The following is a 12,891-nucleotide window of genomic DNA, read 5'->3' as shown; positions in this document are numbered from 1 at the left end:
GGTCCGTCATGGACGAGCGCACGGCCGAGGCGGAGATTCCCGCGCGCTACCGCTACGCGGTGGTCCCGCACATCATGGTCGACGACGCCGCGGCCGCGATCGACTTCTACCGGCGGGCGTTCGGCGCCCGGGAGGACTTCCGGCTGGAGGCGCCGGGCGGGGGAGTGCTGCACGCCGAGATCACCATCGGGCGTTCGGTGCTGATGCTGGGCGACGCGAGCGTGAAGGAGGCGGAGGACGCGTCCTTCACCGCGCCCGCCTTCCTCGGCGGCGGCACGTCCGTCACGCTGCACGTCTTCGTGCCGGACGTCGACGCGCTGGCCGCGCGGGCGGAGGCGGAGGGCGCGGAAGTCCTTCAGCCGCCGACGGACATGTTCCACGGGGACCGCACGGCGATCCTGCGGGACCCGTCGGGGCATCTGTGGGTCTTCCTGACCCACCTCGAGGACGTGGGCGAGGACGAACTCAGGCGACGTCTGGCGGCCGCCGCCCTGTGACCACGGGGGCGGGCCCGCCGCTCAGGCGGCCGCCTCCTCGACGGTGACGCCCAGCTGCCCGGCGACGCTGGTGAGCGCGGCGCCCAGCGGCAGCCCGACCCGCGCCCGGGCGTGCCGGTCGCCGCGGGTCGGGTCCCGGTTGACGATCAGCACGGGCTTGCCGCTCTCCGCCGCCAGCCGCACGAACCGCAGCCCCGACATCACCGTCAGCGAGGACCCCAGGACCAGCAGGGAGTCCGATTCCCGCACCATCCGCCTGCACAGCTCGACCCGCTGCGGCGGCACCGTCTCCCCGAAGAACACCACGTCCGGCTTGAGGACGCCGCCGCACACCGCGCAGGGCACCACCCGGAAACCGACGACCTGGTCGTCGGTGAGGTCGGCGTCACCGTCGGGATTGATCCCGGCGGCCACCGGCGAGAAGCCGGGGTTGGCCGCCTCCAGCCGCTCCGCGAGCTCACGGCGCGGGCTCGTCCGCCCGCACGACAGACAGACCACCCGGTCCAGGCTCCCGTGCAGTTCCACCACACCCTCACTGCCGGCGGCCTGGTGCAGCCCGTCCACGTTCTGGGTGATCACACCCGACACCAGACCGTCGCGGCCGAACGCGGCCACCGCCCGGTGCCCGGCGTTGGGCAGGGCACGGCCGAAGGTCCGCCAGCCCAGATGACTCCGCGCCCAGTACCGGCGCCGGGCGGCGGCCCCGCCCACGAACTCCTGGAAGGTCATCGGGGTGTGCCGGCTCAGGCTCCCGCCCTCGCCGCGGTAGTCGGGGATCCCGGACTCCGTGGAGATCCCGGCCCCGCTGAGCACCAGCACACCACCGGCGCGCAGCGCGTCGACGACTGGTTCCAGATCCGTGGTGGCCGGCGGCAGGTCCTCCGTCGGGGTCCATCTCAAAGTGGGGCGCACGCGCATGCCCACCAGGGTACGGAACCCCTGCAAGCGCCCGGTGGTCCCGCGATCCGGGGACCTGTGCCGTCACCCGCCCCGACCTCGGGCCTCCGCCACGCGGCCCGCACGACGACCCCGACCGCGATCGGTCGCCACGCCTAATCGGCGGCCGTGCGCGGGACGCCGGCACCCGCCTGGCAGTGCCGGGCGTGTGCGGACCGGGGAGGGAGGTGAGGCGGCCGGGTCCGGGGGCGCGGACATCTCAAGCGAGGTACCACTCGGCGCACCGGGGGCAACACGGGCGACGCGGGATTCCCCTCACGGCCACCGCGGCGGCGGCGCCCGGGCAGGGACGGTCACGCCTGGTCCAGCAGCCGCTCCGCCATCGCGCGCGCGTCCCGCAGGCAGCGGCTGTCGCCCTCCAGGCCCGCCCGCACCATCGCCCCCTCCAGCAGGAAGGCGATCTGCCGTGCCGTGGTCCGGGCGGCGTCGGGACGGCCGGGCAGCAGCGCCGTGACGTGCTCCGCGATCATCCGCTCCACCTCCTCCTTCTGCCGGCGCACCTGCGCCCGCCCTTCGTGCCCGGCGGGCATCTCCGCGGCGGCGTTGAGCAGCCCGCACCCCCGGAAGCCGCCTGTGGGAGGGGCGTCCGCACCGTCGACGTAGGTGTCGAAGACGCCGAGCACGCCGTCGCGCGGATCCGGTTCCGCGCCCACGCGTGCCCGGTACCGCATCAGCCAGTCCTCGTGCCGGTCGTCCAGGTAGGCGCGGACGAGGTCCGCCTTGGAGGAGAAGTTGTTGTAGAGGCTCATCTTGGCCACGCCGGCCTCGGCGGTGATGGTGTCGATGCCCGTGGCCGTCACGCCCTCCTGGTAGAAGCGCCGCGCCGCGGCCCGGAGGATCCGCTCCCGCGCCGGCCGCCTCCTCTCCGGCCGGACCGCTTCCGACGACTCCCGCTCCCTCGGCATGACGCACCCCTCTCTGGGTAGACTGGTCTACCTAGTCTACGGGACGGTCGGCGCCCCCGCCGACGTACCACCGCCCCCGGTCCCCGAGGAGGGCACCATGTCGTTCCTGACCGACCACCTCGTCGTCGACGGAGTACGCCTGGCCTGCCGCGACAGCGGAAGCGGCGAGCCGGTCGTCTTCCTCCACGGCACGCCCTCCCACTCCTTCGAGTGGCGCGAGGTCGTCCCCCGCATCGAGGCGGCCGGTCACCGCGTCATCGCGTACGACCTGCTGGGGTACGGCCTCTCCGAGCGCCCCGCCCACCGGGACACCTCCGTCGCCGGTCAGACCGACCTGCTCGGGCACCTTCTCGACGCCCTCGGCGTCGAGGAGGTGAGCCTGGTGGCGCACGACATCGGCGGAGCCGTCGCCCTGCGCTTCGCCCTCGCCCGCCCCGGACGGGTGCGCCGCCTGATGATCATAGATTCGGTGAGCTACGACTCATGGCCCTCGCCCACCTGGCGCCGGATCATCGACGAGGAGCTGGACGGGTACGCGGCCATGCCCCAGGAGGAGTTCGACGCCCTGCTGACCCGTCAGCTCTCCATGACGGTCGCCGACGCGTCGCGGATGACCGGCGACGTCCTGCGCGCGTACCTCGCGCCCCACGCGTCACGGCTCGGCCGCACCTCCTTCTTCGAGCACCAGGTGCGCCACTACGACGCGCGCTACACCCAGGAGATCGCCGGCCGGCTCGGGGAACTCACGATGCCCGTGCGCATCCTGTGGGGCGCGGAGGACCAGTGGCAGCCCGTCCACTACGCGGAGCGCCTGCGCGACGACATCCCCGGCGCCGAACTCGTCGTCGTGCCCGACGCCGGTCACTTCCTCATGGAGGACGCCCCCGGCCGCGTCGTCCGCGAGATCCGCGACTTCCTCACCGAGGCGGCCGAGTCCTGACCCTCACGCGGCCCGGCGGACGAGCAGGACGTGGTCGGTCACCTCGGCCGTGCCGCCGTCCGGGCCCGTCGCGGTCCGGCGGGGCGCGTCGGCCCGCTCCACCGACCAGACCGCAGGGTCGAGCCCGATCCCCGCGGCGACCTCCGTCGGGTCCGGGAAGCGAGCGCCGGGATCCTGGTTCCACGACCAGGGCGCGGTCGAACCGTGGTCGACGACCAGCAGGCGCCCGCCCGGCCGCAGCGCGTGCGCGGCCGCGCGCAGCACGGCCGACCGGTCCAGGTCGTACGGGGTGTGCAGATAGTGGGCGCTCACCAGGTCGAACGTGCCGGGCGGGAACGACGTCCGCAGGTCGATCCGTACCGCGGTGACCCGGTCGTGGACGCCGTGCGTACGGGCGAGCGCGGTGAGCCGTCCGACCGCGACGGCCGAGATGTCCGCCGCGGTGACCCGCCATCCCGCACGGGCCAGCCACAGCGTGTCGCCGCCGTTGCCGCACCCGAGGTCCAGGGCGTCGCCGGGCGGCAGCCCCGTCACGACTTCCGTCAGCCGGACGTTGGGGGACGGGTTGTCCCTAGCGGGGCGGGCGGCGTGGACGCCGTCCCAGAACGTGACCGCATCGGTGCTGCTCATCGGAGACTCCCTCGGTTCGTCGTCAGTGCGCCCAGTCTCGGCAGCCGGCCACCGTCCCGGCACGGAATCTTGCCGTTGTGGCAAGCTGGCGCGATGGACCGCAGGACGGACGACGAGGTACTGGACGCCGTGGGCCCACGGCTGCGCGCGCTGCGCCGGGACCGCGGACTCACACTGGCCGACGTGGCCGCCACCACCGGTGTCTCCGAGAGCACCCTGTCCCGGTTGGAGAGCGGCCGGCGCCGGGCGACGCTCGAACTGCTGCTGCCGCTGTCCCGCACGTACGACGTGCCGCTGGACGACCTGGTGGGGGCGGAGCGCACCGGCGACCCCCGGATCCACCTGAAGCCCGTCACCCGGTTCGGGATGACCTTCGTACCGCTGTCCCGCCGGCCCGGCGGTGTGCACGCCTTCAAGGTCATGATCCCCGCCCGGCCCGAGCCCGCGGTGCCGACGCCGCAGACCCACGAGGGCTTCGAGTGGCTCTACGTTCTCACCGGCCGTCTGCGGCTCCTCGTCGGTGAGCGCGACCTGACGCTGTCCCCCGGCGAGGCGGCCGAGTTCGACACCTCCCTGCCGCACTGGCTGGGCACCGCCGACGGCAGGGCCGTCGAACTCCTCGTCCTCTTCGGCCTCCAGGGCGTCCGCGCCCACCTGCGCACCGGCCCTCGCACCGGACGCGACCCGGCGTGAACGAGCACGCGGAAGGCCCCCGTCTCCGAGGAGGACGGGGGCCTTCCGCGTGCAGGCAGAGACCTGCGGGGTGTCACCTCACACCGGTGAACGCGCCATCAGGCGTGGGCGTGACCGCCCCGGTGGCTGCGGCCGGCGAAAACCCGGTACAGCGCGAGGAGAATGACGGAGCCGATGATGGCCGCGATCCACGTCGACAGGTCGAAGAAACCGTCGATCGAATCCACCCCGAATATCACCTTGCCCAGGAAGCCGCCGAGCAGACCGCCCGCGATGCCGATGAGCATGGTGATGATGATGCCGCCCGGGTCCTTGCCCGGCATGAGCGCCTTGGCGATCGCGCCGGCAATCAGACCGATGAAAATCCAAGCGATAATGCCCATCACTGACTCCTTTGACGTCGGTTCGCGGAACGTGTATCCGCGAATCACGCCTCCTAACAAAACTCTTATGGGAATCAGCGCGCGGTGACGTCGGTGTGCAGCAGATGGTGATCGGAGAACCGGCTGGGCCGCACCTCGTGCCGCAGCGCCGAAAGCCCGCGCAGGAACACGTAGTCGAACTTGCTCTGCCAGTCCGTCGTCGGCTCGCAGGCGCCGGCGGCCGGTGGCCGGCATCCGGCGTCCGTGTCCTCGGCGAGCGCCCACATCGGGGACAGCTCGGGGGAGTCGGGCACGGCGTTGAAGTCGCCGAGCACGACGGCCCGCTCGTACCGGGCGACCTGGGGGGCGAGCACCGCGGTCTGCCGCTCGCGCACCGCCTCCTGACGCCGTTGCGCCAGATGCGTGTTGAAGACCCGTACGGTCTGCCCGGCGACCTCGGTCGTGACGGCGATGTACCCGCGGTCCTCCGAGCCGCCGTCCGGGTACTCCGCCGTGACGACGTGGGTCATCGGCGCCGCCGACAGCAGCGCCTGCCCGTAACCTCCCGGCTTCCACGGCACGCCGCCGCAGCGGCTCCAGTTGCGCAGCACCGGGCCGTACTCGACGTGGTAGTCCAGCCCGTGCAGGTTGGCCAGGTGGTCCCGGATCCGCTCCACGTCCCGTACGCACGCCTCCTGGAGGCCGACGACCTGTGGCGCGTAGGCGGCGATCTCCGCGGCCCGGTCGACGTTGCTCTCGTCGCACGGGTTGCACAAGTTCCACGTCATGACCCGGTTGGGCACCACGTCCTTCGCGGCGTCGACCGGCACCGTGCGGGCGAACGGGGCGCCGGCGGGCGTGCTGGGGCCGAGGAGCGTCATGCAGGTCACGACGACGGCTCCCACGATCAGCCACGCACCTCTACCGAGCACCCCCGCCTCCTCGACGTGCACCCGCACCGCGTGTCGGTGCCTCCTGCACCGAGGGTAGGCGACGCGGGTGTCAGCAGCGCGTGAGGACCGGCCGTCCGCCGCCGGGCGGGAGTTGACGGACCGTGGGCAGGGCCGCGGCGCGGTCAGCCGCTCGCCGCGAGGCGGTGGAGGGCCGCCAGCGCCGCGTCGACGGCGTGCGGCTTCGGACGGCCGGACGCGTCGAGCTCGTTCCACCGCTGCAGGTTGACGGCGACGCACCACTGCCGGCCGCCGTCGGCGCGGGCCATCGCCAGCGTCCCGCCACCCCACACCGAGCCGCCGTGTCCCCAGTAGGAGTCCTGCCCCGGGCCCGAGGTCTCCAGCGGGTGCAGACCGAGGCCGTAGTCGATCGTCCTCCCCTCGTGGGAGATCACCGGCACGGTGCGCCGCATCTCGGCCAGCGTGGACGGCGCGACGATCTCCCCGGCGAGCAGCAGCCCGTAGAAACGGTTGAGGTCCGCGACCGTCGAGATGAGCGACGCCGAGGGGCCCACCCACGACATGTCGTGGACGCTGTGGTCGCGCGGTGGGTCGATCATGCCGAACCACGCTTCGTAGAGCCGCGAGTGCGGCCCCTCGATGTGCGCCCCGACGGCGAGTTCGGTCTCCCGCAACCCCGCGGGCCCGATGACGTCACGGGCGATGCACCGTTTGGCCGGCAGCCCTGTCACCTTCTCCAAGAGCTGCCCCAGCAACAGGTAGTTGGTGTTGGAGTACACCCCCGGAGTGCCGCCCGGCACGCCGACCGGGGGAGCGGCCACCCCCATGCCGATCAGCTCGACGGGGTCGAACCGCGTGAACCGCTGCTCCTCCAGACTCTCCGGCCCCGTCTCCGCGAGCGCGGGGAACGCCTTCAGCGACGGATAGGCGTAGGGCAGGTACTCGGCGAGTCCGCTGGTGTGGTTGAGCAGCATCCGCACCGTGATCGCGTCGCCGCGCCCTCCCGGGACGAGACCGGGCAGGTACCGCGACACCGGTGCGTCGAGGCCGACCGTACCCGCCTCCACCTGCCGCAGCACCGCGGCCGCGGTGAAGGTCTTGGTGACGCTGCCGACCCGGTGCCGCAGACCGGCGTCGACGGGACGGCCCGTCTCCGTGTCGGCGACCCCGGCGGCGCCCCGCCACACCCGGTCGCCGTCCCGCACCTCGGCGAACACTCCCGGTATTCCCGCGCGGTGGACTGCCTGCAGGGCGGCGTCCAGCGCCGCCGGATCCAGCCGGTTTCCCATGACGTGCCTCCTTCGGTGTTCCGCCGAGCGCCCCCGCTGGGCATCACCCGGCCCTCACGTCCTCATTATGCACGCGGTGCGTGCAACACCAAGTGCATAGGCTAGGCTGAAGTCCGGACGAGCACGGCGGAAGGGAAGCGATGGCAGGCCGAAGGCGCTGGTCGACCGAGGAGATCCTGGACGCGGCGGCCGAGCTGCTGCGCACCGACGACGCCGACGCGTTCAGCGTGCGCAAGCTGGCCGCGGTGCTCGGCACCGACTCCTCCAGCCTCTACCGGCACTTCCGCAGCAAGACCGAACTGCTCCGCGCCGTCGCCGACCGCACCCTGCTCACCGCCATGGAGGGCTACCGCCCCGAGGGCGGCTGGCGCGACCGCCTCACCACCCTCGCGCTGTGCATCAGGGAGGCCTTCGCGCGGCAGCCGCAGCTCGCCGCGGTGTGGGGCCGCTACGCCTCGAGCGGCGCCGGATCCCGCCTGATCATGGAGGAGGTGCTCCAGGCCCTGCGCGCGGCGGGTCTGCCCGACGAGGAGGTCCCCGCGCACTACCACCGCCTCGCGGTGCTCCTCGTCGCGCTGATCTCCTCCGACGCCGGCATCGGCACCGTCACCCCGGAGGAGCGGGAGCAGGGCCTCGAGCTGTTCCGCGTCGCGGTCCTCGGCGCCGACCCGGGGCGCTTCCCGGCCCTGGCGCACTTCGCCCGCGAGGTCCACCCCCTGAGCGCGGAGCGCCGCTCCGCCTTCGAGGACATCGTCGCCGCCCACCTCGACCACATCGAGGCGGCGGCCGCACGCGGCTGACCCCTCGGGGCCAACCCCTCCGAGAACCGGCGGCCTCTCCGCCGAGATGCCGGGCCGCGGCCACTCCTGAACAATGGGGACTGCCCTCTTCCGAGAGTGGGGATGCGACATGGCCGTCATTTCACGCGGGTTCCACGGCCGGGCACGGGACAAGGGGCACGAGCTGCCGCCGGGGCAGTACGAGACCACCGGCTTCCCCGTACTGTCCGCGGGCCCCACACCCGTGGTGAGCCTCGACGACTGGGAGTTCACCGTCCGCACCGAGACCGGCGTCCGGTACCGGTGGAACTGGCAGGAGCTGATGGCCCTGCCCTCGGAGACGCCCACCGTCGACATCCACTGCGTGACCAAGTGGTCGAAGTTCGGCACCCGATGGCAGGGCGTCTCCCTCGACGTCCTCCTCGCGGACGTCGAGTCCGGCGCCGAGTACGCCCTGGTCCGCTCCTACGGCGACTACACCACCAACCTGCCCGTCGAGGACCTCCTCGACGGCAAGGCGTGGGTCGCCTACCGCTTCGACGACGAGGAACTCCCCGCGGAACACGGCGGCCCCGCCCGCCTCCTGATCCCGCACCTGTACTTCTGGAAGTCCGCGAAGTGGGTGAGCGGCATCCAGCTGCTCGACGAGGAGGAACAGGGCTTCTGGGAGACCGTCGGCTACCACAACTACGGTGACCCATGGCGCGAGCAGCGGTACCAGGGCGACTAGGCGCGCGGCTGCGCTGGCTCGAGGCCCGGCTCACCGGCCGGCACGACGAGTCGGACACCGCCCGCACCCTCGTGTTCGACGTCCCCGGCTGGCCGGGCCATCTGCCCGGACAGCACGTCGACGTACGGCTCACCGCGGAGGACGGCTACAGCACGCAGCGCAGCTACTCGATCGCCAACGCGTCCGACGGGGAACGCGTCGAGCTGACCGTCGAGCGGATCGACGACGGCGAGGTCTCCCCGTACCTGGTGGACGTCCTCGAGGTGGGGGACGTGATCGAACTGCGCGGGCCGGTCGGCGGCTGGTTCGTGTGGCGGCCCGACGAGCAGAAGGATCCGGTGCTGCTCGTCGCCGGCGGTTCCGGACTCGTGCCGCTGATGGCGATGATCCGCACCCGGCGGGCCCTCGGCAACCGCGTCCCCTTCCGGCTGGTGTACAGCCTTCGCGCTCCGCGATCGCAGTTGTTCGTCCCGGACTTGCGGACCGCGGACCCGGGGCTGGACAAGACCTTCCTCTACAGCCGCTCCGCACCGGAGGGCTGGCCCCGGCCGCCCGGGCGCATCACCGCGAACGACCTGTCAGCCGGAGGGTGGCCGCCGGACTTCGAACCGGCCTGCTACGTCTGCGGATCCACCGGATTCGTGGAGACGGCGGCCGGCCTCCTCGTGGCGCTCGGCCACGACCCCCGCCGCATACGGACCGAGCGCTTCGGCCCCGGCGGGTGAGCGAAGGGACCCCGATCCATGACCACCGAACCCGGCTTCCTCGACGGCAACGCCGCCGCCGGCGACCTCGAGTCGCTGTTCGGCGCCGACATGACCACGGCCGCCGGACAGTGCCAGGGCTGCGGCCTGCGGATGCGGCTGGCCGAGGCGCACGCCTACCTCGGCGGGCCGGGGACGGTGCTGCGCTGCCCCGGCTGCGAGGACGTGCTGCTGCGCATGGTCCGCTCCCCGAACCACCTCTGGCTCGACGCGAGCGGCCTGGACTACCTGCGCCTTCCGGCGGCAGCCGGGTGAACGGGAGAGGCTCGGGGTGCGGGAGGATCTCGGGTGACGGCCGCCGTCCCGGTCGACGGGACGGCGGCCGCCCGGAGTCGGCACCGCTCGGAGTCACACCCCGTCAGCGGCCGGGCAGCCGCTGCTGCACCTCCTGCAGCACCCAGCCGTTGCCGTCCGGGTCGCTGAAGGTGGCGTAGGAGCCGTAGGACATCCGGTCCGGGTGGAGACCCGGTTGCCTTCCCTGCCCCTTGGCCGGGTCGTGGGTGAAGTCCCCGCCGCCGTGGCCGTGGTAGAAGACGGCGCCCGCGTCGTGGAAGACCTCACTCACCTCGATGCCGCGGTCGACGAGTTCCGCGCGGCTCTTCTCGATGTCGGGGACGACGAGGTACATGCCCTGCGCGGAGCCCGGCGGCACGGACGTGATGCCCTTGCCGAAGATGATGGAGCACTCCGAACCGGGGGGAGTGAGGTGCACGGCCCTCCAGTCCTCGCCGGCCGCCTTGTCGAGGTCCAGCCGGAAGCCCATGGCCTCGTAGAAGGCCTTGGCCCGGTCGACGTCCGACACGGGCAGCACGATGAGTTCGAGCTTGAGATCCATGAGAGTGACTGCTTTCCGTCGTGGCGGAACCCCCCGCCCCCGACGGGCACACCGGCGTCACGCCACCGCGATGACGGTCTTCCCGGCCGTGCCGGACTTGGTGCGGAACGCGTCCGGCGCTTCGGCGAGCGGACGGACGCTCCCCACCAGGGGCCTCAGCCGGCCCTGCCGGTGACGGTCGACGACCTGCGCGAGGTGATGCCGGTCGGGCTCGACGATGAAGTACATCGCCCGGCCGTCCTCGGGCCGCACGGTCGGCGGGCGGGAGATGCTGATGAGGGTGCCTCCCGCTCTGAGGACGGCGGCCGAGCGGTCGAGCACCGTCCCTCCGACGGCGTCGAACACGAGGTCCACGAGGCCTACGGCTTCCTCCCACGCCGGTTGTTCCAGGTCGACGAACTCCTCCGCGCCCAGTTCCAGCACCAGGTCCCTGCTCCTCGCGCGGCCCGTACCGAGGACACGCGCTCCGGCGTCACGGGCGAGCTGCGTGGCTGCCATTCCCACCCCCCCTCCCGCTCCGTGCACGAGGACGCTCTGCCCGGTCTCGAGCCGGCCGTGTGTGAAAAGCCCCTGCCAGGCGGTGAGTCCGGGCATCGGCAGGGCCGCCGCCCGCACGGGGTCGACGTCCGCGGGCAGCGGCGTGAGATTGCGCGCCTCCACCGCCACGTACTCGGCGAGGGTGCCGTCGCGGTTCCAGTCGGTGAGGCCGGTCACCCGCTGTCCGACGGACAGCCCGGTGGTGCCGACCGCCACCTCGGCGACCTCTCCCGACACCTCGTGTCCCGGTACGACGGGGGAGCGGGGCCTGCCGGCCCGGTCGACCCACGAGCCGGGCCAGGTGAGTTCACCGGGCGTGAAGCAGGCCGCCCGTACCTTCACGACGACATCGCCCTCACCCGCGTAGGGGTACGGGGCTTCCTCGACGACCAGGTCGTCCACAGGAGCGTCGCGGTCGTGAGCTCGTACCGCTCTCATCGAGGCCCCCTGAGTCATGTGGCGAAGACGTCCTTCCAGCATGACCCCGTGACGTCCTCAGGTCGAACGGAGCGGCCGTGCGTCATGTCTCGCCGTCGCGGCGGGCCGGACCGGCGGGGGAGGAGCCGCCGCCCCCGATGCCCTGCCGGTCCCCTGTGCGGGCGAGTGTACGGCGGAACCCCTCGGGATACTCCCGCTCCACGGCGTCGTCCAGCAGTGCGAGCTGCCGGCGCACCGCGGGCCGCCGCGCCTCCGGCACCCCGGCCAGCAGTCCGTCGAGCAGGGCACGCAGCCGCCGGCACACCTGGAGCGAGCCGACGCCGTACTCGCGGACCTCGGTGACGCCCAGCTCGAGGTACTCCTCCCAGCCGCGCCCCGGCACCACCACGCGCGGCCGCCCGGCCAGGTCGGCGAGCACGTGCCGGCCCCGCAGCTCCGACCGGCCGACCCCGTGCAGGAACGTCTCGATGTGGTTGAGGACCTGCACGGCGGTCGTGGGGTCGTTCACCGCCGAGGACAGTGCCCGCGCGGCGATGTCGGCCAGCACCCGCAGCGCGAAGGCGGGATCCTGCTCGACGGTCCGTTCGGCGCCCAGCGCCACGAGCCCCGCCAGCCGGCGCGGCTCGACAGGGGAGCGGGGAGTGCCGTGGACCTCCAGCAGCACCGACCCCGGCGGCACGAAGTCCCCGACCCGGTGCGCCACCACCAGCACGCAGTCGTACCGCGAGGCGGCCCGGACCAGCCCGGCCACGTCCAGCCCCTGCACCGCCCCGCCCTGCTCCGTGCGCACCACCCGCGCCGGCGCGTCACGGCGGGGACCGTCGTCCGGCTCGTCGAGGACGACGCAGCGGCCCTGCGCCTCCAGGGACACGCCGAGGACGCGCAGGCCGGTGCGGCAGACCCGGTCGGCGATCGCCACCGGACGCACGTCGTGCACGAACCGGTTGAGGTAGACCAGCAGCATCACCAGGCTGACCGCGACCGCGAGACCCGCCAGGGTGACACCGAGGTCGGGCACCGTGCCCGGGCCGATCCGGCGCAGCAGCGTGAACGCGAAGGCGAAGGTGCCGGCGAACAGGGACAGCACGGTCTTCTGCAGCGGGTTGCGATACCACAGCCGCATGTAGCGAGGGGACAGCGTGGCGGTGGCCTGCTGGACGACCAGCACCCCGATCGTGACGACGAACCCCAGCAGGGCGACCATGGCGCCCACGATGGCGGTCAGCACGCCCGTCGCCGTGGTGGCCGTGTACCGCCAGCCGGTCGGGATGCCCGCCACGGCGTCCAGGGCGAGCGCCGCCTCGCCGAGCAGGGCCCCGGCGGCCAGGCCGAGCACCGGCAGGATCCACAGGCTGGTCCTGACGTACTGCCCCAGCTGGAACCGGAAGGACCAGGTCGGCATGGGCCGCCTCCGCAGTGCCCGGGAACGGGCTCGTCCCTCACGCTACCGCCGGAGCACGCCCGCCGCAGAGGCCGCCGGGGGCACGGGCGGGCGCCGGACAATTCCCCGTCCGAATGCCTTCACAGTGCATCTTTTCCTGTGGCGGCCGGTCCACGGCAGGATGATTACGCCCGATTTGGAGCGATCCGTCGTTATCCCCGACCATGGCTCCGGCCCGGCGAT

16 protein-coding genes are annotated in these 12,891 nt (G+C 72.9%); 7 read left to right on the top strand and 9 right to left on the bottom strand.

Going from position 1 to position 12,891, the window contains the following annotated elements:
- The first annotated feature begins 8 nt into the window (after positions 1-8).
- Positions 9-497, top strand: a complete 489-nt coding sequence (locus tag ELQ39_RS01885; RefSeq protein WP_242590757.1) for a VOC family protein — start codon at positions 9-11, stop codon at positions 495-497.
- 21 nt (positions 498-518) lie between these two features.
- Here ELQ39_RS01885 and ELQ39_RS01880 read toward each other — a convergent pair whose 3' ends face one another.
- Entirely contained in the window at positions 519-1,415 is an 897-nt protein-coding gene (locus ELQ39_RS01880) for an NAD-dependent protein deacetylase (RefSeq protein WP_190002168.1), read from the bottom strand.
- A 332-nt stretch (positions 1,416-1,747) separates the two neighbouring features.
- Positions 1,748-2,359, bottom strand: coding sequence for a TetR/AcrR family transcriptional regulator (locus ELQ39_RS01875; RefSeq protein ID WP_242590756.1), 612 nt, complete (start codon positions 2,357-2,359; stop codon positions 1,748-1,750).
- Positions 2,360-2,456: 97 nt separating this feature from the next.
- Between ELQ39_RS01875 and ELQ39_RS01870 the strand changes: the two genes are divergently transcribed.
- Positions 2,457-3,299, top strand: a complete 843-nt coding sequence (locus ELQ39_RS01870; protein WP_242590755.1) for an alpha/beta fold hydrolase — start codon at positions 2,457-2,459, stop codon at positions 3,297-3,299.
- 3 nt (positions 3,300-3,302) lie between these two features.
- On the opposite strand, the gene ELQ39_RS01865 is transcribed toward ELQ39_RS01870, so the two are convergent.
- On the bottom strand, positions 3,303-3,929 hold the full coding sequence (locus tag ELQ39_RS01865; protein WP_242590754.1) for a class I SAM-dependent methyltransferase: 627 nt from the start codon (positions 3,927-3,929) through the stop codon (positions 3,303-3,305).
- A 93-nt stretch (positions 3,930-4,022) separates the two neighbouring features.
- On the opposite strand from ELQ39_RS01865, the gene ELQ39_RS01860 reads away from it, so the two are divergent.
- Positions 4,023-4,622: a helix-turn-helix domain-containing protein gene (locus ELQ39_RS01860; protein WP_242590753.1), complete on the top strand. Its 600-nt coding sequence runs from the start codon at positions 4,023-4,025 to the stop codon at positions 4,620-4,622.
- Between the two features lie 98 nt (positions 4,623-4,720).
- Here the strand turns inward: ELQ39_RS01860 and ELQ39_RS01855 are convergent, their stop codons facing one another.
- The 3 genes from ELQ39_RS01855 to ELQ39_RS01845 form a co-directional block, all read right to left on the bottom strand.
- Entirely contained in the window at positions 4,721-5,005 is a 285-nt protein-coding gene (locus ELQ39_RS01855) for a GlsB/YeaQ/YmgE family stress response membrane protein (RefSeq protein WP_150155222.1), read from the bottom strand.
- A 74-nt stretch (positions 5,006-5,079) separates the two neighbouring features.
- On the bottom strand, positions 5,080-5,916 hold the full coding sequence (locus ELQ39_RS01850) for an endonuclease/exonuclease/phosphatase family protein (protein ID WP_190002173.1): 837 nt from the start codon (positions 5,914-5,916) through the stop codon (positions 5,080-5,082).
- A 143-nt stretch (positions 5,917-6,059) separates the two neighbouring features.
- Positions 6,060-7,184 (bottom strand): serine hydrolase domain-containing protein, encoded by a 1,125-nt coding sequence (locus ELQ39_RS01845; protein ID WP_242590752.1) that lies wholly within the window; start codon positions 7,182-7,184, stop codon positions 6,060-6,062.
- Between the two features lie 140 nt (positions 7,185-7,324).
- On the opposite strand from ELQ39_RS01845, the gene ELQ39_RS01840 reads away from it, so the two are divergent.
- The 4 genes from ELQ39_RS01840 to ELQ39_RS01825 all read left to right on the top strand — a co-directional run bounded on the left by ELQ39_RS01840 (position 7,325) and on the right by ELQ39_RS01825 (position 9,712).
- A complete protein-coding gene (locus ELQ39_RS01840) occupies positions 7,325-7,984 on the top strand; it encodes a TetR/AcrR family transcriptional regulator (protein ID WP_242590751.1) in 660 nt (219 codons plus the stop codon).
- A gap of 109 nt (positions 7,985-8,093) precedes the next feature.
- The gene (locus ELQ39_RS01835) at positions 8,094-8,693 is read left to right on the top strand and encodes a sulfite oxidase-like oxidoreductase (RefSeq protein WP_242590750.1); all 600 of its coding nucleotides are present in this window, start codon (positions 8,094-8,096) and stop codon (positions 8,691-8,693) included.
- Positions 8,663-9,418 (top strand): ferredoxin reductase, encoded by a 756-nt coding sequence (locus ELQ39_RS01830; protein ID WP_225627752.1) that lies wholly within the window; start codon positions 8,663-8,665, stop codon positions 9,416-9,418. The genes ELQ39_RS01835 and ELQ39_RS01830 overlap by 31 nt, the downstream gene beginning before the upstream one ends.
- 18 nt (positions 9,419-9,436) lie before the next feature.
- Positions 9,437-9,712 (top strand): DUF6510 family protein, encoded by a 276-nt coding sequence (locus ELQ39_RS01825; protein ID WP_190002178.1) that lies wholly within the window; start codon positions 9,437-9,439, stop codon positions 9,710-9,712.
- A gap of 103 nt (positions 9,713-9,815) precedes the next feature.
- Here ELQ39_RS01825 and ELQ39_RS01820 read toward each other — a convergent pair whose 3' ends face one another.
- The 3 genes from ELQ39_RS01820 to ELQ39_RS01810 all read right to left on the bottom strand — a co-directional run bounded on the left by ELQ39_RS01820 (position 9,816) and on the right by ELQ39_RS01810 (position 12,669).
- The gene (locus tag ELQ39_RS01820) at positions 9,816-10,292 is read right to left on the bottom strand and encodes a VOC family protein (RefSeq protein ID WP_242590749.1); all 477 of its coding nucleotides are present in this window, start codon (positions 10,290-10,292) and stop codon (positions 9,816-9,818) included.
- 57 nt (positions 10,293-10,349) lie between these two features.
- A complete protein-coding gene (locus ELQ39_RS01815; protein ID WP_242590748.1) occupies positions 10,350-11,267 on the bottom strand; it encodes an NADP-dependent oxidoreductase in 918 nt (305 codons plus the stop codon).
- 82 nt (positions 11,268-11,349) lie between these two features.
- Entirely contained in the window at positions 11,350-12,669 is a 1,320-nt protein-coding gene (locus ELQ39_RS01810; protein ID WP_242590747.1) for a DUF2254 domain-containing protein, read from the bottom strand.
- Positions 12,670-12,891: the final 222 nt, after the last annotated feature.

The organism is Streptomyces sp. GB4-14, from assembly GCF_022696125.1.
GTDB lineage: Bacteria > Actinomycetota > Actinomycetes > Streptomycetales > Streptomycetaceae > Streptomyces > Streptomyces werraensis.
The sequence above is the reverse complement of the archived record's forward strand: the minus strand, read 5'-3'. Positions and strand labels throughout refer to the sequence as shown.

Bases quoted from the DNA above. Each gene is read 5' to 3' on its own strand.
- ELQ39_RS01840 (WP_242590751.1), top strand. From the start codon at position 7,325: ATGGCAGGCCGAAGGCGCTGGTCGACCGAGGAGATCCTGGACGCGGCG.
- ELQ39_RS01860 (WP_242590753.1), top strand. From the start codon at position 4,023: ATGGACCGCAGGACGGACGACGAGGTACTGGACGCCGTGGGCCCACGG.
- ELQ39_RS01815 (WP_242590748.1), bottom strand. From the start codon at position 11,267: ATGAGAGCGGTACGAGCTCACGACCGCGACGCTCCTGTGGACGACCTG.
- ELQ39_RS01810 (WP_242590747.1), bottom strand. From the start codon at position 12,669: ATGCCGACCTGGTCCTTCCGGTTCCAGCTGGGGCAGTACGTCAGGACC.
- ELQ39_RS01825 (WP_190002178.1), top strand. From the start codon at position 9,437: ATGACCACCGAACCCGGCTTCCTCGACGGCAACGCCGCCGCCGGCGAC.
- ELQ39_RS01830 (WP_225627752.1), top strand. From the start codon at position 8,663: ATGGCGCGAGCAGCGGTACCAGGGCGACTAGGCGCGCGGCTGCGCTGG.
- ELQ39_RS01855 (WP_150155222.1), bottom strand. From the start codon at position 5,005: ATGGGCATTATCGCTTGGATTTTCATCGGTCTGATTGCCGGCGCGATC.
- ELQ39_RS01885 (WP_242590757.1), top strand. From the start codon at position 9: ATGGACGAGCGCACGGCCGAGGCGGAGATTCCCGCGCGCTACCGCTAC.
- ELQ39_RS01870 (WP_242590755.1), top strand. From the start codon at position 2,457: ATGTCGTTCCTGACCGACCACCTCGTCGTCGACGGAGTACGCCTGGCC.
- ELQ39_RS01880 (WP_190002168.1), bottom strand. From the start codon at position 1,415: ATGCGCGTGCGCCCCACTTTGAGATGGACCCCGACGGAGGACCTGCCG.
- ELQ39_RS01835 (WP_242590750.1), top strand. From the start codon at position 8,094: ATGGCCGTCATTTCACGCGGGTTCCACGGCCGGGCACGGGACAAGGGG.
- ELQ39_RS01845 (WP_242590752.1), bottom strand. From the start codon at position 7,184: ATGGGAAACCGGCTGGATCCGGCGGCGCTGGACGCCGCCCTGCAGGCA.
- ELQ39_RS01820 (WP_242590749.1), bottom strand. From the start codon at position 10,292: ATGGATCTCAAGCTCGAACTCATCGTGCTGCCCGTGTCGGACGTCGAC.
- ELQ39_RS01875 (WP_242590756.1), bottom strand. From the start codon at position 2,359: ATGCCGAGGGAGCGGGAGTCGTCGGAAGCGGTCCGGCCGGAGAGGAGG.
- ELQ39_RS01865 (WP_242590754.1), bottom strand. From the start codon at position 3,929: ATGAGCAGCACCGATGCGGTCACGTTCTGGGACGGCGTCCACGCCGCC.